This window comes from Pseudomonas sp. WS 5078 (genome assembly GCF_012985745.1).
Classification (GTDB): domain Bacteria; phylum Pseudomonadota; class Gammaproteobacteria; order Pseudomonadales; family Pseudomonadaceae; genus Aquipseudomonas; species Aquipseudomonas lundensis_A.
This window is the reverse complement of the sequence record NZ_JAAQWX010000003.1, coordinates 247,394-270,011: the sequence shown is the minus strand read 5'-3', so window position 1 is coordinate 270,011 and position 22,618 is coordinate 247,394. Positions and strand designations below refer to the sequence as shown.

Sequence of the window (22,618 nt, the reverse complement as noted above, 5' to 3'; positions counted from 1 at the left end):
AAGCGCGCACTTCGAATTTGGCGACTCGTTTTTACACACTCTGGGCCATAAGCAGTCGCTCAAATGTTTCTACGAAACCAGGGGCGATTCAATCCGAATGAATCGCCCCTTGATTGTAGGCATACCCAATCGTCCGCTTTTGGCCGATAGAGGCCTGTCGCGATGGCTTTCAATCGGTCAAATACGTCGCTTCGAAAGAGGTTGTGAATATATGATTTTTTTTGGTGAAGGGTTGTAGTGCTGTTGGCAGAAATTTGAAGCTCAGGTTTAGACGGAAGCCCTGCGGGCTTCCGTCTAAACATTAGCTCCGTTTTGCGAGCTGTTGTTCTATGACGCTAATCTCTGCCTTGATTGCTGCAATCGTCATGGTTTCTATTTTTGTAGTTTTCCCTGACTTTGGCTTGACGAGATTGATCAGTCCGCTTAGGTGGGCTTTTCTTGCTTTCAGGGTATCTGAATAACTGATTTTGCTTTGTATGGCAGCGTTCATGGTTGGACCTCGCGGGTGACCGAAACAGCCTGGTCACAAGGCTGTTTCGGGGGATTCGCTTTTTACATAGTGAGCACATCTTGCAAGCTGTGTTTGTAAGAGCGCTCTGCAAGCTCACTCGATGTCCAGCTCCAAAAGTTTTCTCCCTGCTGCGGAATGTTCAGCTTATACAGCGCAGGCGAGTCCCTGTTAATAAGATGCTGGGCTGCCCATAGCTTGCCGCCCACATCGAGTAGTGCGATTGCTGCTTCGTTCCATTTCTCCTCGAGTACTGTATAGGCTAGATGCGCAGCTTTTTTTTCGATAGCTTCGTACTCTTTCTTGGCCTCAATGATGTGTTTGTCTATGGCGATGAGTTCCTGCTCTAGCGCAGTGATAATCAGTTGTTGGCGACGGTTATGCTCAGTTGCAGTGCAGAGTTTTTTCGCCGCCTTTTCTGCATCACTGTTGGCATTTTTTTCACCATCTACATCCCCCCAAGCGACTGCCTGCGCATACGCTGTTGCAGCCTCAGTCTCGGCCTGCCGGGCTTTTGCCATATCATCATGTGCTTGCTGGCGGACCTGCTCTAAGCGAGTACTGATGCTGCAACGTTTTTCTTGGAGCTCTTCTTCATCTGACTTCCAAGTCGTCATAGACTCGATATAGCCAGCCATTAAGCTCTTGTGATTAACAAGCTGTTCACGGCGATATATTTTTCGAGAGAGCGTGAGTACTTGTAGGTCCAGTGAATCAAACTCCCTTTTTTGTTTGTTGTATTGATCCCGGGCTTGGAGTTCGCGGCCTTCTGCGATGACTTTTGGGCATTCAAGTGCTGCCTCGAAGGGGATAAGTTCAGTCCGCAGTGTTTCCAGATCAATGGTTAGTTTTTCGTGGCTTTTTTTCATTTCTTGGAGTTCGTTCATTTTTTCTTGTCTCTGTGTAATTCGATTGTGGGTTGGTTGAGCGGCTGGCGAGGCCGGGAATGAGCCGGCGCTACCTCGAACAATGGGCAACCGTCAGGCAGCCCTGGCCTCGCTCTCATCCGTCCCAGGAATCGTATTTACGATGTAGCAACGCTGTGGCCCTAGCCCGGGAAGTCGGACGAGACTGGACGCCTTCCCGTCGCTCCCCGGCTCGAGCACGCCACGACGCAGCAGCTCCTTATTCACTGCATTGATGTTCATGCCTTTGAATACTTCGGAGCGCCACGCCTCGGGCAGCACGTAGTAGGTGTTGGTGGTGTGCAGTTCGTCGCCCAGGCCATGCTCCAATGATTTGCGAAAGCCCAACCGGTCGATGGTGCGCGGGCCGTGCTCGTCGATCTTGGCTGCGGCGGACTCCCATCGAGTGAAGCGGCTTTCGCCGAAGCGTTCGATGACTTGGCGCAGCCGAGCAACGATGGCGTCACCCTCATAGTTACCGGCGCCGCCACGCTCATTCAGCCATGCGTTGAGGCAGACACGGGCTGCCGTGGTCGCAGTGCCATCTGGCCAGCCAGTGATGCCCAATGCGGTAGCCAGCTCACCCGCTGCAGCCGCAAGGCCAAAGCGCAGGGCAGCACGATGGGCTTGGCCGCTCGCTGAGGCGGGTAGGGATCTGGCAATAAACCCTTCAAGCGTGCGGCGTAGGATGATCGCCCAGCCGTGCATTTTTGCGGGTTCACACAGCGCTGATAGAAAGGCTGTGAGTGGTGTGCCGTAGTACTTGGATACTCGGGCTTTGAGTGCGTCAGAAAGGGCGGCAGCGTCCTCGAAACCATTAAGTACGTCGAACATGCCGAGCCCTTTACTGGCATCTGCAGGTACGGCGAGCATGCGTACTTCCATGCCAGCTTTGAGCTCTTTGTTGGCCTCGGCCATGTGTTGCGCCAAGGTTTTCTCGCCGGTGGAGAGAAACAGCAAACGCCACTCTTGAACCTGTCGGCCAGCTTGGCCACGATCATTAGCACGTGCTTTGCCGGTGCCGTTGCCGAGCATGTACACGGTTTCGCCAATGATGCGCGGGTCGCACATGCCGATTTCGTCGAGTACCAAGAGGCCGTCCGAGTGCGCGGCAGCGATGGACTCCAGTGCGTTATCGGTCGAGCGCCATGACCGCACCAAGCGCGGCCCGCCGTATATTGAGGCCGCGACTTGCAGATGGGTGGTTTTGCCGCCTGAACTATCGCCGTACAGGTGAAAGCCGCCAGACTCATGGCCAAGCATGTGCAGCAATGGTCCAGCAAACGCCACGCTGGCCACAAATGCCAAGCGATGATTACCAACGCACAAGGCGCCGATTTGCTCTTGCCATTGCTCCAGGGTGCCAGCCTCGCTGATAGGCGGAAGTTGGGCGCCTGCTTCGTAGAAGTGCAGGTGCTCGGTGTGGGAGCCGACTTGTTGCTCGGGCAGTAGAAAGGCGCTGCCATGCCAGCCCAGTCGAGTGACCAGACGTGCGCGTTGGGCGCTGTCGAAACCTTGGAAGTAGCTCTGCAGATCGTTACGCGCATTGCGACTGGAGCGTGTGCCGGCAAGGCGCAGACCCATATCTACGAGCGGGCCTAGAACGTCTTTTCCGAAGTCGCCGGTCATTGTGCGCGCCGGAATGTTCCAGCGTTTTTTGGCGCCGTCCGGATCGTCAAACTCGACCAGCAAGCCCCAGTTATGACCTTTGGCATCACGGGTGCGAGCGAGGATTTCCAGTGGTGAGCACACAGGGCGCGACTCACCATCTTCACCGGAATAAAACACCCCTTCGTGAGTCAGGCGAAAGCCGCTGGGTAGAGTGTCTGTCTTGGGCTTAGCTGCGCGTTTGGCCGGTGCTTTTGCCTTGTTCTCTGCGGCCGGAGCAGGGACAACACCAAATAGCTCGCCAGTGCGCTCCAGTTCGGCAATGTGGCTCGATGTCCAGCCTTTGGCGAGTGCGTCCGCTGCATCGTCGCCTTGCTCCCACGCACCGCCCTTGGCGAAACCGGGCAGGTCATTTTTGAGGGTGGGTTTGCGTTTGAAGTTTTCCAGCGCAATTACGCGAACTGAATCGGCTCCGATTGCTTCCAGTTTTTTAGCAACAGCTTCCATGCAGGTTGTGCCGCTCGGGTCATTATCGGGCCACAGCACGACCTTGCGATTTTGGAGCGGGGACAGGTCGGCTTTGTGCCAGGCATTCGAGCCATTTGGCCAGCAGGTAGCCACACAGTCTGGAAAGAGTTCGGCGGCAGCATCTGCAGCCTTTTCACCTTCGCACAGGACTACTGTGGCTTCTGCTTGCAAGCTCAGTTCGTGCAATCGCAGCAATGGGCGTGGCTCGGGCAAGCCTTGCCACCGCCATTGTGCCGATTGGTTATCGGAGCTCTGGCACCACGTTAGCGGAGCGAAGACTTTCTTGGGATTACCATCTTCGTCAGGGTCGAGGTCAAAGCGATAAAGCGCCATCAGGGGCTGGCCCTGAGTATCGCGATAGATCCAGACCTTGGACGGTGTGCCGTGTTGCCGATGCTTGGCTGGGCACTTGTTCATGGCCTCGGTCGGGATTGGCTGAATTGCTATCCACTCAGGTGTTGGACTTTTAGTCTGGGCTGGTTCCGATGGCGAATCTTCAGCGCTCAGCCTAAGCAGATCCGCAAGCTTGTTGCAGGCCTCTACGTCCGTCCCTCCATCCAGGTAGCGTACCAAATCAATTAGATCGCCGCCTTTATCGCCGGTCGCAAAATCAGCCCATGTGCCTTTACTCAGGTTGATTTTGAGTGAGCCGGAGCGCTTGTCGTTGCGGGTTGGATTGGGTGCTGTGTATTCCTTGCCACCGTCTACACGCTTGCCGTCTGGCAGCCATTGATTCAGTACGCGATCAATGTTGCGCAAAGCTGCAGCTTTGACTTGGGCAAAAGTAGGGCGTCGTGATTTACCTTTTGGGGGAGTATTCATTTTGCACCCCCAACGGAATCACTCTGGTTCGATGCCGTATCAGCATGCATGGCCAGCGTTCTGATCAAGCCCAGCGTGCCGCGAACATCCCAAAGCACGGAGGCGATGATGTGATTGGAAAGGCGAGGGGTGTCACCTTCAAAGTGATCTTCCAGGAGGGTCAGCACAGACGAGGCGCGATCAATGGCGCAGGTGATGGCGTCAATCGGGATACCGGCTTCGGCCTCTTTGCTGACACACAGCAGATCTTCCGGCAGGGCGAAATTCAGAAGGCTTTTCATTGGGCACCCCCTGCAGATTCGAGGGAGCGAGCTTTGGACATATGAGCGTTATAGCGGGCGAGACGTGTTGCGAGGCTGGAGTTTGCATGTAAAGCGGCGAGAGCCATTGCTCGATGAGCAGCGGCGCGATTTTTGAACGGATTGAGGGCGTGCATGGGCGAAACTCCTATTGTTGAGGAGCTGCCACGAATCGCCGCGAAACGATGGAGGGTGGCAGCTGTACGCGGGTTCGCGGACCGGGACAATAGGAACCCGGCAGACCCGAAGGTCTCCCACGCACAGCCGCCATAAAACAGACTAGCGGGCACAAAAAAAGCGCCTGCAATCGTAATGGGGGCGCCTGTGCGCCTATTGTTGATCGGACCGCGACGTCCGGTCGCTGAATTTGCAGCGACGTCCAGAGAGTACCGCCCCATTTTGGAAAGTGCAACAGTGTGTGGATCTTGCGCATTTTTCCGATGCGGCTTAAATTGAACAGGCATGTAGATATACCTCAACGCCTCCGGATCGCCCCCGGAGGCGTTTTCATTAGTGCTTGAAAGCGCCGGGCCGGGTGAGCACGAGCCATTGCATGTGGTTCCCTTCGCGTGACCGTTGCCGCATTTGCTCAAGAGCTTCGGGGTTGCGCAGCAATCTAGGAATCAGCTCGCGAGCGTCGGTAATCTCAACGTCTGCAGGCGGTTGAATAGCCAGCAGCGTCCACTCCATGTCTTGCCACAGAACGATCAAGACATGAGCGCCGGACGAGACAGCCAGATCACGAATGGAGCACAGTCGGCGGCGCGCTTTCACCGCGTCTTTGGATGGAAGGCCCGTTTCAATTACGCCGAAGAGATCCATGGCCTGGTGGTGAAGGAATATTGGCGTCATGCGGCCACCTGATCGCGAGCTTCGATACGGCCGCGTGCCCAGGCTTGAACTTCAGCAAGAACCCAAGCAACTGGCGCACCACGTGCGGTGCTCATACTGAGCTTCACCGGCTGGGGGAAGCCGCAATCAGAACGTTGCATCAGTTTGTAGATGGTGGATCGCTTCATGCCGACGATGGTTTCGACTTCGCGCATGCGGATCAGCGTTGAGGCAGGATCAAACAGGGTGGGGATATGTGTCGTAGTTTTGCTGGGAGGGGTGGTTACATTGATGTTCATAGGCACTGCTCTCGCTTGATTTGGACTGGCGAGAGCAATGTTCTAGAGATTTAGATGGTGTGAGCAGTTCACTTCCACATTGAAACTTCGGGTTATACGACTTCATAACGATCAAGAATCGCATCCACTTGCCTACGGGTCAGTGCTTTCTCAACTTCGGGTGGTAGCCAGTTTGGCCTTAGCTGCGATGGAAGGGCCACTTGATTCTCCAGCCAGCGATGAACCCGGGTAGTCACGTTTCGGCGCGGTAACCCTTTATCTCGAAGGTCGCGTGCGTGTTGCACAATGGCTGCGTCGCGGACTGAGATTTCTTCTTTACGATCCAGGCCGCTCAGAATGCCGCCCTTCCGTTTTGTTGCGCTTTTCATGGCTGCGGCTGCGAGCTCGGTTATGTCATTGTCGTAAACCGAAAGCAGAGATGTGATGACCTCTAGGTGTGCGACATAGTTGTCTAGTGCCTCAATGCGTTCGTAAGGGCTCACTTCTGCCACAACAGCGGTTTCGAATTCCTCCCACGACAGCTCAAGAATCTTCCAGTTAATTGATACGGCGTCCTCTGCGGTCGCCTGCATCCAGTCGTTGAGTGATTCAATTGCTCTGATCGCACATGCGATTGCGTAGGCAGCATAAGCCTCCTCGTCTGATGCTGACTCGCAGCAAGTGAAGTGGCGAATGCCATCAGCCAGGCGTGTTACGGGTGGCGTCGATGCAAACTGGAAAATTGACTCTTCATTCCTGATCGCCTCGATGCAGAGTAATTTCAAATCATCGGTTGCGTTGCTTACCATGAGCCGAGAGGTGCATTGATCAAGTATTCGGCACGCGTCCTGTATCTGCTCTCCGCAATAGGCGTAGAGGGGCAGGACGGATAGGTACTCGATCAGCTTGGCTGTGGGATGCACGCCTGCCGTGAGATCAATGCCATCAATTAAATCCAAATGAGTCTCCGTTTTTCGAACGACTGGCATCTACCCCCTGGCCCCGTGCGACGAGCACAAGTCCAGCGTAGCAAACCTTGGCGAGCAGCTACCTGCAGGTCAGTAAATGCGTTTCGAGCGTTACACTACTTGAGAGCGTTACACTTAGTAGATTTTGTGTGTGTGCTGAGTGTAACGTCTAAATAGTCCTTTATTTTCAATGAGTTGATTGGTGTTGTTACACGAGTAACACCCGTAACACGGCTTTTGAGAGGGGGGTATGAGTTGGCAGTGTCAGATTACTTTACCGAAATTCCCCTGCACCACATTCCCAGCACTTAGCTCTTCAAGATGGTCGGCGTACCACTGCATCATCTTGATGCGGTTATCGAGGTACTGGGCCTTGTTGTAAATCCCGGAGATGCCTTGTTCCTTGTGTGCCAGTTGAGCCTCAACGTGCTCTTTTGGCCACCCATGCTCCCTCAGAAGTGTGCTCGCGGTGTGTCGAGTGCCATGACCTACAAGACGACCTTTGTAACCAATAGTGGAGAACACTTTGTTGATGGTGTTTTCGCTTATGGTCGGGTTCTTCGCGCCGACTCCGGGGAATAGCCATCGACTACGACCGGTTAATGCCTGTAGCTCCTTCAGTGCCTCTATAGCTTGCTTGGGTAGAGGACTTACAAAATCCCTACGCATCTTCATTTTCTCTGCCGGTGTGGTCCACAGGGCTTTCTCAAGATCGATTTCTTTCCACTCAGCAAAACGGACCATGCCCGGTCTTGAGGCTGTCCACAGGCAAAGCCATGCCGCTGTGCGAGCGGTGAGTCTGCTGGGGGTGTTTTTGAGTGCCTGAAGAAACTCACCCAGCTCATGCTCGAGTAGGTGAGGGTGTTGCTGAGTCTTGGGAGCTTGCGCGGCAATATCCCTCAAGCGGCTCCCCGGATCGTTCTCTGTTAGTCCCAAGCCAATGGCCCGGCCAAAGATCTGATTGACCCAGGTGCGGCATTTCTCGGCAACGTTGTGGGCGTCACGAGCCTCAATGCTGGCCTGCAGGTCGGCGCAATCGGTGCGGGTGATGTCGTCGAGAGGTTTGTCGCCAAGTGCTGGGAGTATGTCTTTGTCGAGGTAGGTGCGGATCTTGTTGAGAGTGGAGGGGGCCAGGCCCTTTTCCTCTTTGGCCTTGAGCCATGCGTCAGCGGCTGCGCGAAAAGTGCGGGCTTTGGCAATGTCGATGGCAGCTTTGGCAGAACGTTTCTGTTCCAGAGGGTCGGCACCGCTACTCACTACTTTGCGTAGTTCAGCAGCTTTTTCTCGTGCCACGGCACCGCTGACCTCTGGATAACCCCCGAGCCCCATCCAAGCCCAATTGCCCGCCGGGCGTTTGTAGCGCAGTTGCCATGATTTTCCGCCGTCAGGCTTTACCCGGAAGTAGAGACCGCTTCCATCCAGCTCTCGATATTCTTTTGACTCTGCCTCCAGCCCGGCCAGCGTGGTATCTGCTAGGGGGCGGCGCTTAATGTCGGCGCGCTTCATCCTTGTATCCCAAAGTTCAGTATTTTTCTCAGGATACAAGTGGGGATACAGGGATACAACGGATAGGGGGAGACAGGGGTAGATCGTCAGGCACAAAAAAACCGGCTCAGTGGCCGGTTTTCCTGTGCTGCAAGTCCTGTTAGAGACTTGCAGATACTGCTAGATGGTGCCCCGAGGGAGACTCGAACTCCCACTTCTTTCGAAAACGGATTTTGAATCCGCCGCGTCTACCAATTCCGCCATCAGGGCTCAATGGCGGCGAAGTATAGAGATGAGATTTAGGTCGGTCAACAACTTATTGGTCTATTTTTGCTAACTCCGTTAAACTCCCCGGCCCTGCTAGACGAAACCTATCATGCGCGTTGCTGACTTTACTTTCGAACTCCCTGATTCGCTCATCGCACGCCATCCTTTGGCGGAGCGCCGCAACAGCCGCCTGCTGACCCTGGATGGGGAGAGCGGGGCGCTGGCTCATCGTCAATTCGCTGATTTGCTTGAACATTTGCAGCCCGGCGATTTGATGGTGTTTAACAATACCCGGGTGATTCCGGCCCGCCTGTTTGGCCAGAAGGCCTCGGGTGGCAAGCTGGAAATCCTCGTTGAGCGCGTGCTCGACAGCCATCGGGTGCTGGCGCATGTGCGCTCCAGCAAGTCGCCGAAACCGGGCTCGAAAATCCTGATCGATGGCGGGGGCGAGGCCGAGATGCTGGCGCGCCACGATGCGTTGTTCGAGCTGGGCTTTGCTGAAGAAGTACTGCCATTGTTGGACCGTGTCGGGCACATGCCATTGCCGCCTTACATTGATCGGCCTGACGAAGGTTCAGACCGTGAGCGTTATCAAACGGTCTACGCTCAACGTCTTGGCGCTGTTGCAGCGCCTACGGCCGGGCTGCATTTCGATGAGCCGCTGATGCAGGCCATCGCCGCCAAAGGTGTTGAGACCGCATTCGTGACCTTGCACGTAGGGGCTGGCACGTTCCAGCCGGTGCGGGTTGAGCGTCTTGAAGATCACCACATGCATACCGAATGGCTGGAAGTGGGCCAGGATGTAGTCGACGCCGTGGCTGCTTGCCGCGCACGGGGTGGTCGCGTGATTGCCGTTGGCACCACCAGTGTGCGGTCGCTTGAGAGTGCGGCGCGCGACGGTACGCTCAAGCCGTTCAGTGGTGACACAGACATTTTTATCTTCCCGGGCCGGCCGTTTCATGTGGTCGATGCGCTGGTAACCAACTTCCATTTGCCGGAATCCACGCTGTTGATGCTGGTTTCGGCGTTCGCCGGTTATCCCGAAACCATGGCGGCCTACAAGGCTGCGGTTGAGCATGGATACCGCTTCTTTAGTTACGGTGATGCAATGTTCATCACCCGCAATCCTGCGCCGACGGCTCCCGCCCCGGCCCCAGAGGATCAAGCATGAGCAACTGTCGTATGTCCTTCGAGCTGCTGGCCACTGATGGCAAGGCGCGTCGCGGTCGTCTGACCTTCCCGCGTGGTGTGGTGGAAACCCCTGCGTTCATGCCGGTAGGTACCTACGGCACGGTCAAAGGCATGCTGCCGCGCGACATCGAAGCGATTGGCGCGCAGATGATTTTGGGCAACACCTTTCACCTGTGGTTGCGCCCGGGCACTGAAGTCATCAAGAAGCACGGCGACTTGCATGACTTCATGAAGTGGCAAGGGCCAATCCTGACCGACTCGGGCGGCTTTCAGGTGTTCAGCCTTGGCGCCATGCGCAAGATTAAAGAAGAGGGCGTGACTTTCGCTTCCCCGGTCGATGGCGCCAAGGTGTTCATGGGGCCCGAGGAGTCGATGCAGGTCCAGCGTGACCTGGGTTCTGATGTGGTGATGATTTTCGACGAATGCACCCCGTATCCGGCTGATGAAGACGTGGCCCGTGTTTCGATGGAGCTGTCGTTGCGCTGGGCTCAGCGTTCCAAAAACGCCCATGGCGACAACACGGCGGCACTGTTCGGTATCGTTCAGGGCGGCATGCACCAGAACCTGCGCGAGCGTTCGCTGGAGGGGCTGAACAAGATCGGTTTCGATGGTCTGGCTATTGGCGGTCTGTCGGTCGGTGAGCCCAAGCACGAGATGATCAAGGTGCTGGACTACTTGCCCGCCATGATGCCGGCTGACAAACCTCGTTACCTTATGGGGGTTGGCAAGCCTGAAGATCTCGTGGAGGGTGTGCGCCGCGGTGTGGACATGTTCGATTGCGTGATGCCAACCCGTAATGCCCGCAACGGGCATCTGTTTATCGACACTGGTGTGTTGAAGATCCGCAATGCATTTCATCGCCATGATGATTCGCCGCTGGATCCGACCTGTGATTGCTATACCTGCCAGAACTTCTCCCGTGCTTATCTGCACCACCTGGACAAGTGCGGCGAAATGCTGGGCAGCATGCTCAATACCATCCACAATTTGCGCCACTATCAGGTGCTCATGGCTGGTTTGCGCGAGGCTATTCAACAGGGTACATTGGCCGCCTTTGTCGATGCCTTCTATGCCAAGCGCGGGTTGCCTGTACCGCCCCTGGACTGATTTTCGGACCCTAAGAAACACTTTTTGCAACTGGAGTGCTTAATGAGCTTTTTCATCTCTCCCGCTTTCGCGGACGCTGCTGCACCTGCTGCTGGTCCAGCCGGTACTGGTTTTGAGTGGATTTTCCTGGTCGGCTTCCTGGTCATCTTTTACTTGATGATCTGGCGCCCGCAGGCCAAGCGCGCCAAAGAGCAGAAAGCCCTGTTGGGTAACCTGCAAAAAGGCGACGAAGTCGTTACCACTGGCGGTATCGCCGGCAAAATCACCAAAGTGACTGACGCTTTTGTTGTGATTGAAGTGTCTGACACTGTCGAGCTGAAAATTCAGAAGGGCGCTGTAGCCGCCACGTTGCCTAAAGGCACGCTGAAAGCGATCTAAAGTTTCAACTTTTAACAATCGACGGGGCGCGCAAGGCGCCCCGCGTTCTAAGCGGGCGGCGTGATTGATGCTGAACAAATACCCTCTGTGGAAATACGTACTGATCCTGGCGGTGCTGGCGATCGGTTTTATTTATTCCGCTCCCAATCTCTACCCGGATGACCCTGCAATTCAGGTGTCGGGCGCGAGCACGGCGCTGCAAGTCACCGAAGCTGACCTGGAGCGTGCGAGCAAGGCGCTCAAGGATGCTGGTATTGCGGTGAAAGGCGCGACACTGGCCCAAAATGGCAAGGGCGGCTTGTTGCGTCTGGCGAGCAAAGATGATCAGTTGCCGGCCAAGGATGTGGTGCGCAAGGCACTGGGTGACGACTATGTCGTTGCACTGAACCTGGCTCAGACCACGCCGCAATGGCTGCGTAACCTGGGTGCTCACCCGATGAAACTGGGTCTGGACTTGTCGGGTGGTGTGCATTTCCTGTTGGAAGTGGACATGGACAAGGCCGTTGACGCGCGCATGAAAGTGTACGAAAGCGACGTCAAAAGCCTGTTGCGCAAAGACAAACTGCGCTATCGCAGTCTGCCGCAACTCAATGGCGCCATTCAGTTGGGCTTTGCCGACGAGGCGACCCGTGAGCAAGCACGTAGCCTGATTCGCAAAAACTTCAACGACTTCGACATTACCGCTGCCGACCTCAATGGTCAGCCGGTGCTGCGTCTGGCGATGACCCCGGCCAAGCTGGCGGAAATCCGTGAATATTCCATCAAGCAAAACCTGACAACTGTCCGTAACCGGGTCAACGAGTTGGGTGTTGCCGAGCCTTTGGTTCAGCGTCAGGGTGCCAACCGCATCGTGGTCGAGCTGCCGGGCGTGCAAGACACCGCCGAAGCCAAGCGTATTCTGGGCAAGACGGCCAACCTTGAGTTCCGTCTGGCGGCAGAGCCGGGCGCTTCCAAAGCCACTTCCGAGACGTTCGAATTCCGTGAGGGCAATCGTCCTTCCGCGCAAATTGAGCGTGGTCTGATCATTACCGGTGATCAGGTAACGGATGCGCAGGCAGGTTTTGATGAGCATGGCCGTCCACAGGTGAACATCAAGCTTGATGGTCACGGTGGCGAGTTGATGAGTCGTTCCACTCGCAGTAACGTCGGTCGCAGCATGGCGGTGATCTTCATCGAGCAGAAGCCGGTGACGACTTACACCAAGCAAGTGGTTGATGGTGTCGAGAAAGAAGTGCCGGTTCAGGCCTTCAAGGAAGAGAAAAAGATCATCAGTCTGGCCACTATTCAGTCACCGCTGGGCAGTCAGTTCCGGATTACCGGTTTGAACGGTCAGGGTGAGGCTTCTGAATTGGCGCTGCTGTTGCGTGCCGGTGGTCTGGCTGCGCCGATGTACTTCGCTGAAGAGCGCACCATTGGCCCGAGCCTGGGTGCCGACAACATCACCAAGGGTATTGATGCGTCGCTGTGGGGCATGCTGTTCGTGTCCATCTTCATCATCGCGATCTATCGTTTCTTCGGTGTGATTGCGACGGTGGCGCTGGCGGGCAACATGGTCTTGCTGCTGGCCTTGATGTCGTTGCTGGGCGCAACACTGACCCTGCCGGGTATCGCCGGTATCGTGTTGACGATGGGTATGGCGGTCGACGCCAACGTGCTGATCTTCTCGCGCATTCGCGAGGAAATTGCCAATGGCATGACGCCGCAGCGGGCGATCAATGAAGGCTTCAATCGTGCGTTCACGGCGATTGTCGACTCCAACCTGACAACCCTGTTGGTCGGCGGGATTCTGTTTGCCATGGGTACCGGGCCGGTCAAAGGCTTTGCGGTGACCATGTCCCTCGGGATCTTTACCTCGATGTTCACGGCCATCATGGTGACCCGCGCGTTGGTCAACCTGGTATACGGCGGTCGGGACTTCAAGAAGTTGTGGATTTAAGGGGCTGCCATGTTACGTACAATCAACTTCATGGGCGTTCGCAACATTGCGTTCGGCGTCACTGTGCTGCTTACCGTGCTGGCCTTGTTCAGCATGTTCCACAAAGGCATGAACTACGGCCTGGACTTCACTGGCGGTACGCTCATCGAGCTGACCTACGAGAAGCCGGCTGATCTGACGAAAGTGCGCAACGAGCTGGTGACCGCGGGTTTTCACGATGCGGTAGTGCAGAGCTTCGGCGCGACCACTGACTTGCTGGTGCGCATGCCGGGTGATGATCCGTTGCTGGGCAACAAGGTGGCTGCGGCATTGGGGCAAGCGGATACCGATAACCCGGCCGTGATCAAGCGTGTCGAGTTCGTGGGGCCGCAAGTGGGTGAAGAGCTGCGCGACCAGGGTGGTCTGGGCATGCTCATGGCCTTGGGTGGCATCATGCTTTACCTCGCGTTCCGCTTTCAGTGGAAGTTCGCGGTCGGTGCCATTGTTTCGCTGGTGCACGACGTGATCGTGACCATGGGTGTGTTGTCGTGGTTTCAAATCACGTTTGACCTGACCGTGTTGGCGGCAGTGCTCGCGATCATTGGTTACTCGCTCAATGACACCATCGTCGTGTTTGACCGTGTGCGGGAGAACTTCCGTGTGCTGCGCAAGGCGAGTCTGATCGAGAACATCAACATCTCGACCACGCAGACCCTGCTGCGGACCATGGCGACCTCGATCTCCACGTTGCTGGCGATTGCGGCATTGCTGATCTTCGGTGGTGACAATCTGTGGGGCTTCTCGATTGCCCTGTTCGTTGGGGTTCTGGCGGGTACTTACTCGTCGATCTACATCGCCAACGTGGTGCTGATCTGGCTGAACCTCAATGCTGAGGACCTGATTCCGCCAGTGGCGAGTGAGAAGGAAATCGACGACCGTCCATGACAGTTAGTTGATGGCCAATGGTCACTAAAAAGGCGCGAGTATTGAACTCGCGCCTTTTTTTATGCTCCAAGGCTGGGATTAGCGCGGGATTGTTCCTGCGTAGAAAGGCCTGGAGGTTCACGTGAATAAATCTTTGCTGGTAGGTGCTGTTTTGGGTGCTGTCGGTGTGACTGCCGGTGGTGCTGTTGCTACTTACAGCTTGGTTAAAGCCCCTGAGTCTGCGCAGGTGCTGGCTGTTCAGCCGGTCAAGCAACAGATTAAAACCCCTCGTGAGGTGTGTAAGGATGTGACTGTCACCCGCCGCGCAGCGGTTAAGGACGAGCATCAAATCGTTGGTAGTGTTATTGGCGCTGTAGCGGGTGGTTTGTTGGGTAATCAGGTGGGCGGTGGTAACGGCAAGAAGATTGCGACCGTTGCTGGTGCTGTAGGTGGTGGCTATGCTGGCAACAAGGTTCAGGAAGGCATGCAGAACCGTGATACCTACACCACGACTCAGACCCGCTGTAACACTGTCAATGACATCAGCGATAAGGTTGTCGGCTACGACGTGCGTTACGTGCTGGATGGCAAGGAAGGCAAGGTGCGGATGGATCGCGAGCCTGGCAGTGAAATTGCCGTCGACAAGCAGGGCAAGCTGATACTGAATTAAGGTCGCTGGCAAGGCTGTGGAGTTGATCGCAGCTTCGTTGCTTCACAGAATAGGGCTGTTGGAAACAATGGCCAAAAAAAAGCACCCGACAGGGTGCTTTTTTATTTGCGCGGTTCGCTTAACGCTTCAGCGAGGCTGGCAAGTGCGGCTGGATAGCGGTCAGTACAGCTTTGAAGCATTTGGTGTTACCGGCAACGATGTGGCCTTTTTCAAGGAAATCGTGGCTGCCAGTGAAATCGCTGACCAAGCCGCCCGCTTCTTGGATCAGCAGGGCGCCTGCAGCCATGTCCCACTCAGACAGGCCCGACTCCCAGAATGCGTCGAAACGACCGGCGGCGACGTAAGCCAGGTCGAGGCTTGCAGCGCCAGCGCGACGAATGCCTGCGGTCTGGCCAACCAGGCTGCGGAACATGCCCAGGTAGTTGTCCAGGTTGTCCATCTGGTTGTCACGGAACGGGAAGCCGGTGCCCAGCAGGGCGCCTTCCAGGCTGGTGCGGCCGCTGACACGCAGGCGGCGACCATTCAATTGTGCGCCACGACCACGGCTGGCGGTGAATTCTTCCTGGCGTACCGGGTCAAGTACTACGGCGTGTTCGAGGCGGCCGCGGTATTTGCAGGCGATGCTGACGGCGAAGTGCGGAACGCCGCGCAGGAAGTTGGTGGTGCCATCGAGCGGGTCGATGATCCACAAGTAGTCGGCGCCTTCGCCGCTGCCTGCGTGCATACCGGTTTCTTCACCGAGAATGCCGTGTGTCGGATAAGCCTTGCGCAAGGCGTCGATGATTTTCTGTTCGGCAGCACGATCGACTTCAGAGACGTAATCCTTGGCGTCTTTTTCGTCAACCTTGATGGTATCCAGGCGCTCGATGGAGCGGAAAATCAATTCACTGGCGCTGCGGGCGGCGCGCAGCGCGATATTCAGCATGGGCTGCATGGACGTTTCACCTAGGTCGTTAAAGAAAGCCGAACATTCTAGCAGAAAAGTTTGGCATATGAAGGTTTGCATTAGCTTTCGTGGCGTAAGGTGATGGGCTTAGGTAAGATTTGCACCCTCTTAACGGTCTGTGAGCGCTTCCATTGCTGTCAAATATTCGTGTCGTTCTGGTCAATACCAGTCATCCCGGCAATATCGGCGGTGCTGCGCGTGCCATGAAAAACATGGGCTTGTCGCGACTGGTTCTGGTTGAGCCAAGACTGTTTCCTCATCACGAAGCCGATGCGCGTGCTTCGGGGGCGGGTGACATCCTCGAAAATGCTCAAGTGGTAGCGACCCTTGAAGATGCATTGGTTGGATGCAATCTGGTGCTGGGCACCAGTGCACGCGACCGTCGGATTCCATGGCCGCTGCTTGATCCGCGCGAATGCGGGCAAAAGGTTGTGGAGGAGGCGACTCAGGGGGCGGAAATTGCGTTGGTTTTCGGGCGCGAGGATTCCGGTCTGACCAATGAGGAACTGCAACGCTGCCATTACCATGTGCACATTCCGTCGGATCCTGAGTTCAGCTCCCTGAACCTGGGGGCGGCTGTGCAGGTGCTGAGTTATGAGATTCGCATGTCCTGGCTCGCCGCTCAGGGGCAGCCAAGCAAGGTTGAGAAAGATGAAGTGGCCTCCACTAAAAGTGGCGAGTTGGCCACCATGGACGAGCTTGAGCGTTTTTACGAGCACCTTGAGCAGACCCTCGTGGCGATCGAGTTTCTCGATCCTGAGAAGCCGCGTCATCTGATGGCGCGCCTGCGCCGCTTGTATGGCCGCAGCGCGGTAAGTCGTGCCGAGATGAATATTTTGCGTGGCATTCTGACCGAAACCCAAAAAGCCGCCCGCGGCGAGTTGCTAAAGCGCAAGGATTAATGATGTTTGAGCGTCTGCGTGAAGATATCCAGAGTGTGTTTCATCGTGATCCTGCTGCGCGCAATGCTTTTGAGGTCTTGACCTGTTACCCGGGCATGCATGCCATTTGGCTGCATCGGTTGTCCGGGTGGCTGTGGAATGCCGGTTGGAAGTGGATGGCGCGTCTGGTCTCTAACTTCGGGCGCTGGATGACGGGGATTGAAATACACCCGGGGGCCAAGGTAGGGCGTCGTTTCTTCATTGATCACGGTATGGGAATTGTCATCGGCGAAACTGCTGAGATCGGTGACGATGTCACGCTTTATCAGGGGGTCACCCTGGGCGGCACGAGTTGGAATAAAGGCAAGCGCCATCCGACCCTGGAGAATGGTGTGGTCGTGGGTGCGGGTGCCAAAGTGCTGGGCCCGTTTACGGTGGGTGCGGGTGCCAAGGTGGGCTCGAATGCTGTGGTCACCAAGCCGGTGCCGGCTGGCGCAACGGTGGTGGGTATTCCGGGGCGAATCATCATTAAGGCTGATGGCGATGTGGAGGCCAGGCGCAAGGCAATGGCTGAAAAAATTGGGTTCGATGCTTATGGTGTCAGCGAAGACATGCCTGATCCTGTGGCGCGCGCTATTGCTCAATTGCTGGATCACTTGCAGGCAGTCGATGGCAAGCTGGACGGTATGTGCGGGGCACTGAAGGATCTCGGGAGTCCGTACTGCGCCAAGGATTTGCCGGCGTTGCGCGAGGAAGACTTCGCTTGTGTTCAGGGTAAGGAAGAGATTAAACCGGACTAGCGTAGTAGGCGCTTTTTGTACCGGCGAGCGGGAGCTGTGCAAGCCGCTTTTCTCAATCCTTGACGTGTAGGTGCATGAGCAAACGCTGTGTTGCTCATGTGCCATTACGACGCAGACCCTGCTACAATGCGCGCGCTGTTTTGCGGGTAATCCCGACTAAAGTACTAGGTCTAATAGTTGACTTAAATACTCGGGAATAGCATACTCGCCCCCATTCCGAATTCCGTGGTACCTGTCCATGAGACTGACTACAAAAGGCCGTTACGCCGTAACTGCAATGCTCGATTTGGCGTTGCACGCACAGCACGGGCCGGTGTCCCTGGCCGATATTTCCGAACGCCAGGGCATTTCCCTTTCCTACCTTGAGCAACTGTTCGCTAAATTGCGCCGCAGCAGCCTGGTTTCCAGTGTGCGTGGTCCAGGCGGCGGCTATCAGCTATCGCGCGACATGCAAGGTATTCAGGTTGCCCAGGTAATCGATGCAGTCAACGAATCTGTCGATGCGACACGTTGCCAGGGCCTGGGTGATTGCCATGCTGGCGATACATGCCTGACCCACCACCTCTGGTGCGACCTGAGCCTGCAAATCCACGAGTTTCTCAGCGGTATCAGCTTGGCTGATCTTGTCACTCGCCGTGAGGTACAAGAAGTAGCCCAGCGTCAGGATCAGCGCCGCTGTAATGGCAAGGCGCAGTACCTGGATAAGATCGAAGCGTCCGCCGTCGAGTGATTGCATAAAAACGACGGTGCGCCAGCCAGCCTGATTTAGGAGATAGTCCATGAAATTGCCGATTTACCTTGATTACTCAGCCACCACCCCGGTTGATCCGCGTGTTGCTCAAAAGATGAGTGACTGCCTGCTGGTTGACGGGAACTTCGGTAACCCGGCTTCGCGCTCCCACGTATTCGGCTGGAAGGCGGAAGAAGCAGTTGAAAACGCCCGCCGCCAGGTAGCCGATCTGGTAAACGCCGATCCGCGTGAAATTGTCTGGACCTCCGGCGCGACCGAAGCCAACAACCTTGCTATCAAGGGCGCTGCGCACTTCTATGCGTCCAAGGGCAAGCACCTGATCACCGACAAGATTGAACACAAAGCCGTGCTCGACACCATGCGTCAGCTGGAGCGTGAAGGCTTTGAAGTGACCTACATTGAGCCGGGTGAAGACGGTCTGGTAACGCCAGCGATGGTTGAAGCCGCCATGCGTGAAGACACCATCCTGGTCTCGGTCATGCACGTGAACAACGAAATCGGCACCATCAACGACATCGCTGCCATTGGTGAGCTGACTCGCTCGCGCGGCGTGTTGTTCCACGTTGACGCCGCTCAGTCCACCGGCAAGGTAGACATCGACCTGGCCAAGCTCAAAGTCGACCTGATGTCCTTCTCGGCGCACAAGACCTATGGCCCTAAAGGTATCGGCGCGTTGTATGTCAGCCGCAAACCTCGCGTACGAATTGAAGCGACCATGCACGGCGGTGGTCACGAGCGCGGTATGCGTTCAGGCACGCTGGCTACCCACCAGATCGTGGGCATGGGTGAGGCATTCCAGATCGCCAAAGAAGAAATGGCAGCTGAAAACGTGCGCATCAAGGCGTTGAGCGATCGTTTCTTCAAGCAGGTTGAACACCTCGAAGAGCTGTACGTGAACGGCAGCATGACTGCTCGCGTGCCGCACAACCTGAACCTGAGCTTCAACTATGTTGAAGGCGAGTCGCTGATCATGGCGCTCAAGGATCTGGCTGTCTCTTCCGGTTCCGCCTGTACCTCGGCTTCCCTTGAGCCGTCTTATGTATTGCGCGCTCTGGGACGTAACGATGAATTGGCCCACAGTTCGATTCGCTTCACGTTCGGGCGTTTCACCACTGAAGAAGAAATCGATTACGCCGCGCAGAAAGTGTGCGAGGCGGTGACCAAGTTGCGCGCTCTGTCGCCACTGTGGGACATGTACAAAGACGGTGTCGACATCTCGAAAATCGAGTGGGCGGCGCACTGATATTTCAAGTCGCCGCCAATAACCGCTGTAAATGCCGCAATAGCAGCGTTCCAGCGGTTCCAGAGCGACTCTCTGATGAGTGAGGATTAGTACCATGGCTTACAGCGAAAAGGTCATTGACCACTACGAGAACCCGCGTAACGTCGGCAAGATGAACGCGGAAGACCCGGATGTCGGTACCGGCATGGTCGGCGCCCCGGCTTGCGGCGATGTAATGCGCTTGCAGATCAAGGTGAACGAACAGGGCATCATCGAAGACGCCAAGTTCAAAACCTACGGCTGCGGCTCGGCCATTGCTTCAAGTTCCTTGGCAACCGAGTGGATGAAAGGCAAAACTCTGGATGAAGCAGAGACCATCAAAAACACTCAGTTGGCTGAAGAGCTGGCGCTGCCGCCTGTGAAGATTCACTGCTCGGTACTGGCTGAAGACGCTATCAAGGCTGCAGTCCGTGACTATAAGCAGAAGAAAGGTTTGATCTGATCCATTGCGCCCTTATATGGCGCCTATGTGGTGAAGAAACTGGCACGAGGTAAGGAGTCACGATGGCTATCAGCATGACAGAAGCGGCTGCCCGACATATTCGCCGCTCCCTTGACGGGCGCGGCAAAGGTGAGGGGATTCGTCTGGGTGTTCGCACCACAGGCTGCTCCGGCCTCGCCTATGTGCTGGAGTTTGTCGATGAAGTGGGCGAAGACGATCAGGTTTTCGAAACCTATGGCGAAAAAGTGATCATTGATCCAAAGAGCCTGACCTACCTGGACGGCACCGAGCTGGATTTCGTCAAGGAAGGCCTGAACGAAGGCTTCAAGTTCAATAATCCTAACGTACGTGGCGAATGTGGCTGCGGCGAGAGCTTCAACATTTGAGGCCAGTCGTGGGTACTCCTTGTCATTTTGCTTTGTTTGAACTGCAACCGAGCTTCAATCTGGATCTCGATCAGTTGGCTGCGCGCTACCGTGAGTTGGCGCGCGGAGTTCACCCGGATCGTTTTGCCGATGCTTCCGAGCGACAGCAGCGTCTGGCGCTGGAGCAGTCCGCTAGCCTTAACGAGGCCTACCAGACACTCAAAACGCCATCCAGACGTGCGCGTTATTTACTCGAACTCAAGGGTAATGAGGTGCCTCTGGAAGCAACGGTGCATGATCCCGAGTTTTTGATGCAGCAGATGCAGTTGCGCGAAGAACTTGAAGATCTGCGCGACAGCGCCGACATGGCGGGTATTGCAGCTTTCAAGCGTCGACTGAAACTCGATCAGCAATCATTGAACGACAGCTTCGCTGCTTGTTGGGATGACGTGGCGCAACGTGAACAGGCAGAACGCCTGATGCGGCGCATGCAGTTCCTCGACAAGCTCACTTACGAAGTGCGCCAGTTAGAAGAGCGCCTCGACGATTAACTCCGTGCTTTTCCCATTGCACGCCTGATTACAGATAAGTCCTGATAACGATGGCCCTACTGCAGATCGCCGAACCCGGCCAAAGTCCTCAACCGCACCAGCGCCGTCTGGCTGTGGGGATTGACTTGGGCACTACCAATTCGTTGGTCGCTGCATTGCGCAGTGGCCTTTCCGAGCCTTTGGCTGACGCGAACGGCAACGTCATTTTGCCTTCTGCTGTGCGCTATCACCCTGATCGTATTGAGGTGGGTGAATCCGCCCGCCTGGCGGCTTGCGCCGACCCGTTCAATACAGTGCTGTCGGTCAAGCGCCTGATGGGGCGAGGCTTGTCCGACGTCAAGCAGCTGGGTGAGCAATTGCCTTATCGCTTTGTCGGTGGTGAGTCGCACATGCCGTTCATCGAGACGGTGCAAGGACCTAAAAGCCCGGTCGAGGTGTCGGCGGACATACTCAAGGTGCTGCGCGAGCGTGCCGAGAAAACCCTGGGTGGAGAATTGGTCGGTGCCGTGATTACGGTTCCCGCTTACTTTGACGATGCTCAGCGTCAGGCCACTAAAGATGCGGCCAAACTGGCCGGTCTGAATGTCTTGCGTTTGCTCAATGAGCCGACGGCTGCGGCGGTGGCTTACGGCCTTGACCAGTCGGCGGAAGGCGTTGTTGCTATCTATGACTTGGGTGGCGGCACGTTTGACATTTCTATCCTGCGTCTGACCGGTGGTGTGTTCGAAGTGTTGGCCACCGGCGGCGACAGCGCGCTGGGCGGCGACGATTTTGACCATGCAATCGCCAACTGGATGGTTGCCCAGGCAGGTTTGTCGGCCAATCTGGATCCCGGCACCCAGCGTCAATTGCTGCAAGCCGCCTGCGCGGCCAAAGAAGCGCTGACTGACGCACCAAGCGTGACTGTTACGTTTGGTCAATGGTCAGCCCAATTGAGCCGTGAAGCCTTCGATGCGCTGATAGAACCCATGGTCGCCCGCAGCCTCAAAGCCTGTCGTCGTGCCGTGCGCGACGCCAATATTGAAGTAGAAGACGTACAAGCCGTGGTTATGGTAGGTGGATCGACCCGTGTCCCGCGGGTGCGTGAAGCGGTTGCTGAAATGTTTGGTCGTCAGCCGTTGACGGATATCGACCCGGATCAAGTGGTTGCCATTGGTGCAGCGATTCAGGCCGATACCCTGGCGGGTAACAAACGCGATGGTGGCGAGTTGCTGTTGCTGGACGTTATCCCGTTGTCCCTGGGGCTTGAGACCATGGGCGGCCTGATGGAGAAAGTCATCCCGCGCAATACCACGATCCCGGTGGCGCGTGCACAAGACTTTACCACTTACAAAGATGGCCAAACGGCCATGATGATCCATGTGTTGCAGGGTGAGCGCGAGCTGATCAGCGACTGCCGTTCACTGGCCCGTTTCGAGTTGCGTGGGATCCCGCCCATGGTGGCTGGAGCTGCAAAAATTCGCGTGACCTTTCAAGTGGATGCGGATGGTTTGCTCAGCGTGTCGGCCCGCGAAATGGGATCGGGCGTTGAAGCCAGTATTCAGGTAAAACCGTCCTACGGCCTGACCGACGGCGAAATTGCCAAAATGCTCAAGGATTCGTTCCAGTACGCCGGTGACGACAAGGTTGCGCGTGTGTTGCGCGAGCAGCAAGTCGATGCACAGCGTCTGATTGAAGCCGTGCAGGCCGCTCTTGAGGTAGATGGCGATCGTCTGCTGGATGCCGAGGAGCGCATGGTCATCGAACTGCAAATGCAGGCCTTGTCCGAATTGTTGAAAGGCACCGATGGTTACGCCATCGAGCAGCAGACTAAACGTCTGTCGCAAGTGACCGATGCCTTTGCTGCCCGCCGTATGGACTTGACTGTCAAGGCCGCTCTGGCAGGCCGCAACCTGAACGAAATCGAGGAATAACTG

General features: G+C 56.1%; 23 protein-coding genes and 1 tRNA gene. 14 read left to right on the top strand and 10 right to left on the bottom strand.

Annotated features, from left to right (window positions below; translation table 11 throughout):
- Nucleotides 1–301: 301 nt before the first annotated feature.
- The 9 genes from HBN68_RS06610 to HBN68_RS06570 form a co-directional block, all read right to left on the bottom strand.
- On the bottom strand, nt 302–490 hold the full coding sequence (locus HBN68_RS06610; protein ID WP_169891710.1) for a hypothetical protein: 189 nt from the start codon (nt 488–490) through the stop codon (nt 302–304).
- 62 nt (nt 491–552) lie between these two features.
- Nucleotides 553–1,395, bottom strand: a complete 843-nt coding sequence (locus HBN68_RS06605) for a chromosome segregation protein SMC (protein ID WP_169963122.1) — start codon at nt 1,393–1,395, stop codon at nt 553–555.
- 93 nt (nt 1,396–1,488) lie between these two features.
- Complete coding sequence (locus HBN68_RS06600) at nt 1,489–4,371, bottom strand: DUF927 domain-containing protein (RefSeq protein ID WP_169963124.1); 2,883 nt, start codon at nt 4,369–4,371, stop codon at nt 1,489–1,491.
- Nucleotides 4,368–4,652: a hypothetical protein gene (locus HBN68_RS06595; RefSeq protein ID WP_169963126.1), complete on the bottom strand. Its 285-nt coding sequence runs from the start codon at nt 4,650–4,652 to the stop codon at nt 4,368–4,370. The genes HBN68_RS06600 and HBN68_RS06595 overlap by 4 nt, the downstream gene beginning before the upstream one ends.
- A 528-nt stretch (nt 4,653–5,180) precedes the next feature.
- The gene (locus HBN68_RS06590) at nt 5,181–5,522 is read right to left on the bottom strand and encodes a hypothetical protein (protein ID WP_169963127.1); all 342 of its coding nucleotides are present in this window, start codon (nt 5,520–5,522) and stop codon (nt 5,181–5,183) included.
- Nucleotides 5,519–5,800: an AlpA family phage regulatory protein gene (locus HBN68_RS06585; protein WP_169963129.1), complete on the bottom strand. Its 282-nt coding sequence runs from the start codon at nt 5,798–5,800 to the stop codon at nt 5,519–5,521. The genes HBN68_RS06590 and HBN68_RS06585 overlap by 4 nt, the downstream gene beginning before the upstream one ends.
- A 92-nt stretch (nt 5,801–5,892) precedes the next feature.
- The gene (locus HBN68_RS22120) at nt 5,893–6,738 is read right to left on the bottom strand and encodes a hypothetical protein (RefSeq protein ID WP_262373463.1); all 846 of its coding nucleotides are present in this window, start codon (nt 6,736–6,738) and stop codon (nt 5,893–5,895) included.
- A 273-nt stretch (nt 6,739–7,011) separates the two neighbouring features.
- The gene (locus HBN68_RS06575; protein ID WP_169963131.1) at nt 7,012–8,253 is read right to left on the bottom strand and encodes a tyrosine-type recombinase/integrase; all 1,242 of its coding nucleotides are present in this window, start codon (nt 8,251–8,253) and stop codon (nt 7,012–7,014) included.
- A 164-nt stretch (nt 8,254–8,417) separates the two neighbouring features.
- A tRNA-Leu gene (locus tag HBN68_RS06570) sits at nt 8,418–8,502 on the bottom strand.
- A gap of 106 nt (nt 8,503–8,608) precedes the next feature.
- Between HBN68_RS06570 and queA the strand changes: the two genes are divergently transcribed.
- From queA to HBN68_RS06540, 6 genes are all read left to right on the top strand, one after another.
- The gene (gene queA / locus HBN68_RS06565; RefSeq protein WP_169963133.1) at nt 8,609–9,670 is read left to right on the top strand and encodes a tRNA preQ1(34) S-adenosylmethionine ribosyltransferase-isomerase QueA; all 1,062 of its coding nucleotides are present in this window, start codon (nt 8,609–8,611) and stop codon (nt 9,668–9,670) included.
- 11 nt (nt 9,671–9,681) lie between these two features.
- On the top strand, nt 9,682–10,797 hold the full coding sequence (gene tgt, locus HBN68_RS06560; protein ID WP_047281236.1) for a tRNA guanosine(34) transglycosylase Tgt: 1,116 nt from the start codon (nt 9,682–9,684) through the stop codon (nt 10,795–10,797).
- A gap of 42 nt (nt 10,798–10,839) precedes the next feature.
- On the top strand, nt 10,840–11,175 hold the full coding sequence (yajC, locus tag HBN68_RS06555) for a preprotein translocase subunit YajC (protein WP_047273832.1): 336 nt from the start codon (nt 10,840–10,842) through the stop codon (nt 11,173–11,175).
- A 67-nt stretch (nt 11,176–11,242) separates the two neighbouring features.
- The gene (gene secD / locus HBN68_RS06550; RefSeq protein ID WP_094993083.1) at nt 11,243–13,111 is read left to right on the top strand and encodes a protein translocase subunit SecD; all 1,869 of its coding nucleotides are present in this window, start codon (nt 11,243–11,245) and stop codon (nt 13,109–13,111) included.
- 9 nt (nt 13,112–13,120) lie between these two features.
- Nucleotides 13,121–14,035, top strand: coding sequence for a protein translocase subunit SecF (gene secF / locus HBN68_RS06545; protein ID WP_094993084.1), 915 nt, complete (start codon nt 13,121–13,123; stop codon nt 14,033–14,035).
- 121 nt (nt 14,036–14,156) lie between these two features.
- On the top strand, nt 14,157–14,684 hold the full coding sequence (locus HBN68_RS06540; protein WP_094993085.1) for a glycine zipper 2TM domain-containing protein: 528 nt from the start codon (nt 14,157–14,159) through the stop codon (nt 14,682–14,684).
- Nucleotides 14,685–14,802: 118 nt separating this feature from the next.
- Here the strand turns inward: HBN68_RS06540 and suhB are convergent, their stop codons facing one another.
- The gene (suhB, locus tag HBN68_RS06535) at nt 14,803–15,618 is read right to left on the bottom strand and encodes an inositol-phosphate phosphatase (protein WP_094993086.1); all 816 of its coding nucleotides are present in this window, start codon (nt 15,616–15,618) and stop codon (nt 14,803–14,805) included.
- A 143-nt stretch (nt 15,619–15,761) separates the two neighbouring features.
- On the opposite strand from suhB, the gene trmJ reads away from it, so the two are divergent.
- The 8 genes from trmJ to hscA all read left to right on the top strand — a co-directional run bounded on the left by trmJ (nt 15,762) and on the right by hscA (nt 22,615).
- Nucleotides 15,762–16,532, top strand: coding sequence for a tRNA (cytosine(32)/uridine(32)-2'-O)-methyltransferase TrmJ (gene trmJ, locus HBN68_RS06530; RefSeq protein WP_169963135.1), 771 nt, complete (start codon nt 15,762–15,764; stop codon nt 16,530–16,532).
- Between the two features lie 2 nt (nt 16,533–16,534).
- Nucleotides 16,535–17,311: a serine O-acetyltransferase gene (gene cysE, locus HBN68_RS06525; protein ID WP_094993088.1), complete on the top strand. Its 777-nt coding sequence runs from the start codon at nt 16,535–16,537 to the stop codon at nt 17,309–17,311.
- A gap of 238 nt (nt 17,312–17,549) precedes the next feature.
- Nucleotides 17,550–18,041 (top strand): Fe-S cluster assembly transcriptional regulator IscR, encoded by a 492-nt coding sequence (gene iscR, locus HBN68_RS06520; RefSeq protein ID WP_094993089.1) that lies wholly within the window; start codon nt 17,550–17,552, stop codon nt 18,039–18,041.
- A 49-nt stretch (nt 18,042–18,090) separates the two neighbouring features.
- Nucleotides 18,091–19,305 carry an IscS subfamily cysteine desulfurase gene (locus HBN68_RS06515; RefSeq protein WP_094993090.1) on the top strand — a complete coding sequence of 405 codons (1,215 nt, stop codon included), beginning with the start codon at nt 18,091–18,093 and terminating at the stop codon, nt 19,303–19,305.
- Nucleotides 19,306–19,399: 94 nt separating this feature from the next.
- On the top strand, nt 19,400–19,786 hold the full coding sequence (iscU, locus tag HBN68_RS06510; RefSeq protein ID WP_007929523.1) for a Fe-S cluster assembly scaffold IscU: 387 nt from the start codon (nt 19,400–19,402) through the stop codon (nt 19,784–19,786).
- Between the two features lie 62 nt (nt 19,787–19,848).
- Nucleotides 19,849–20,172 (top strand): iron-sulfur cluster assembly protein IscA, encoded by a 324-nt coding sequence (iscA, locus tag HBN68_RS06505; protein ID WP_169963137.1) that lies wholly within the window; start codon nt 19,849–19,851, stop codon nt 20,170–20,172.
- Nucleotides 20,173–20,180: 8 nt separating this feature from the next.
- Nucleotides 20,181–20,702, top strand: a complete 522-nt coding sequence (gene hscB, locus HBN68_RS06500) for a co-chaperone HscB (RefSeq protein ID WP_169963139.1) — start codon at nt 20,181–20,183, stop codon at nt 20,700–20,702.
- A gap of 50 nt (nt 20,703–20,752) precedes the next feature.
- Nucleotides 20,753–22,615 (top strand): Fe-S protein assembly chaperone HscA, encoded by a 1,863-nt coding sequence (gene hscA / locus HBN68_RS06495; protein WP_169963141.1) that lies wholly within the window; start codon nt 20,753–20,755, stop codon nt 22,613–22,615.
- Nucleotides 22,616–22,618: the final 3 nt, after the last annotated feature.

Coding starts and splice junctions, on each gene's coding strand:
- HBN68_RS06610 (WP_169891710.1), bottom strand. CDS start 490: ATGAACGCTGCCATACAAAGCAAAATCAGTTATTCAGATACCCTGAAA.
- HBN68_RS06605 (WP_169963122.1), bottom strand. CDS start 1,395: ATGAACGAACTCCAAGAAATGAAAAAAAGCCACGAAAAACTAACCATT.
- HBN68_RS06600 (WP_169963124.1), bottom strand. CDS start 4,371: ATGAATACTCCCCCAAAAGGTAAATCACGACGCCCTACTTTTGCCCAA.
- HBN68_RS06595 (WP_169963126.1), bottom strand. CDS start 4,652: ATGAAAAGCCTTCTGAATTTCGCCCTGCCGGAAGATCTGCTGTGTGTC.
- HBN68_RS06590 (WP_169963127.1), bottom strand. CDS start 5,522: ATGACGCCAATATTCCTTCACCACCAGGCCATGGATCTCTTCGGCGTA.
- HBN68_RS06585 (WP_169963129.1), bottom strand. CDS start 5,800: ATGAACATCAATGTAACCACCCCTCCCAGCAAAACTACGACACATATC.
- HBN68_RS06575 (WP_169963131.1), bottom strand. CDS start 8,253: ATGAAGCGCGCCGACATTAAGCGCCGCCCCCTAGCAGATACCACGCTG.
- queA (WP_169963133.1), top strand. CDS start 8,609: ATGCGCGTTGCTGACTTTACTTTCGAACTCCCTGATTCGCTCATCGCA.
- tgt (WP_047281236.1), top strand. CDS start 9,682: ATGTCCTTCGAGCTGCTGGCCACTGATGGCAAGGCGCGTCGCGGTCGT.
- yajC (WP_047273832.1), top strand. CDS start 10,840: ATGAGCTTTTTCATCTCTCCCGCTTTCGCGGACGCTGCTGCACCTGCT.
- secD (WP_094993083.1), top strand. CDS start 11,243: ATGCTGAACAAATACCCTCTGTGGAAATACGTACTGATCCTGGCGGTG.
- secF (WP_094993084.1), top strand. CDS start 13,121: ATGTTACGTACAATCAACTTCATGGGCGTTCGCAACATTGCGTTCGGC.
- suhB (WP_094993086.1), bottom strand. CDS start 15,618: ATGCAGCCCATGCTGAATATCGCGCTGCGCGCCGCCCGCAGCGCCAGT.
- cysE (WP_094993088.1), top strand. CDS start 16,535: ATGTTTGAGCGTCTGCGTGAAGATATCCAGAGTGTGTTTCATCGTGAT.
- iscR (WP_094993089.1), top strand. CDS start 17,550: ATGAGACTGACTACAAAAGGCCGTTACGCCGTAACTGCAATGCTCGAT.
- HBN68_RS06515 (WP_094993090.1), top strand. CDS start 18,091: ATGAAATTGCCGATTTACCTTGATTACTCAGCCACCACCCCGGTTGAT.
- iscU (WP_007929523.1), top strand. CDS start 19,400: ATGGCTTACAGCGAAAAGGTCATTGACCACTACGAGAACCCGCGTAAC.
- iscA (WP_169963137.1), top strand. CDS start 19,849: ATGGCTATCAGCATGACAGAAGCGGCTGCCCGACATATTCGCCGCTCC.
- hscA (WP_169963141.1), top strand. CDS start 20,753: ATGGCCCTACTGCAGATCGCCGAACCCGGCCAAAGTCCTCAACCGCAC.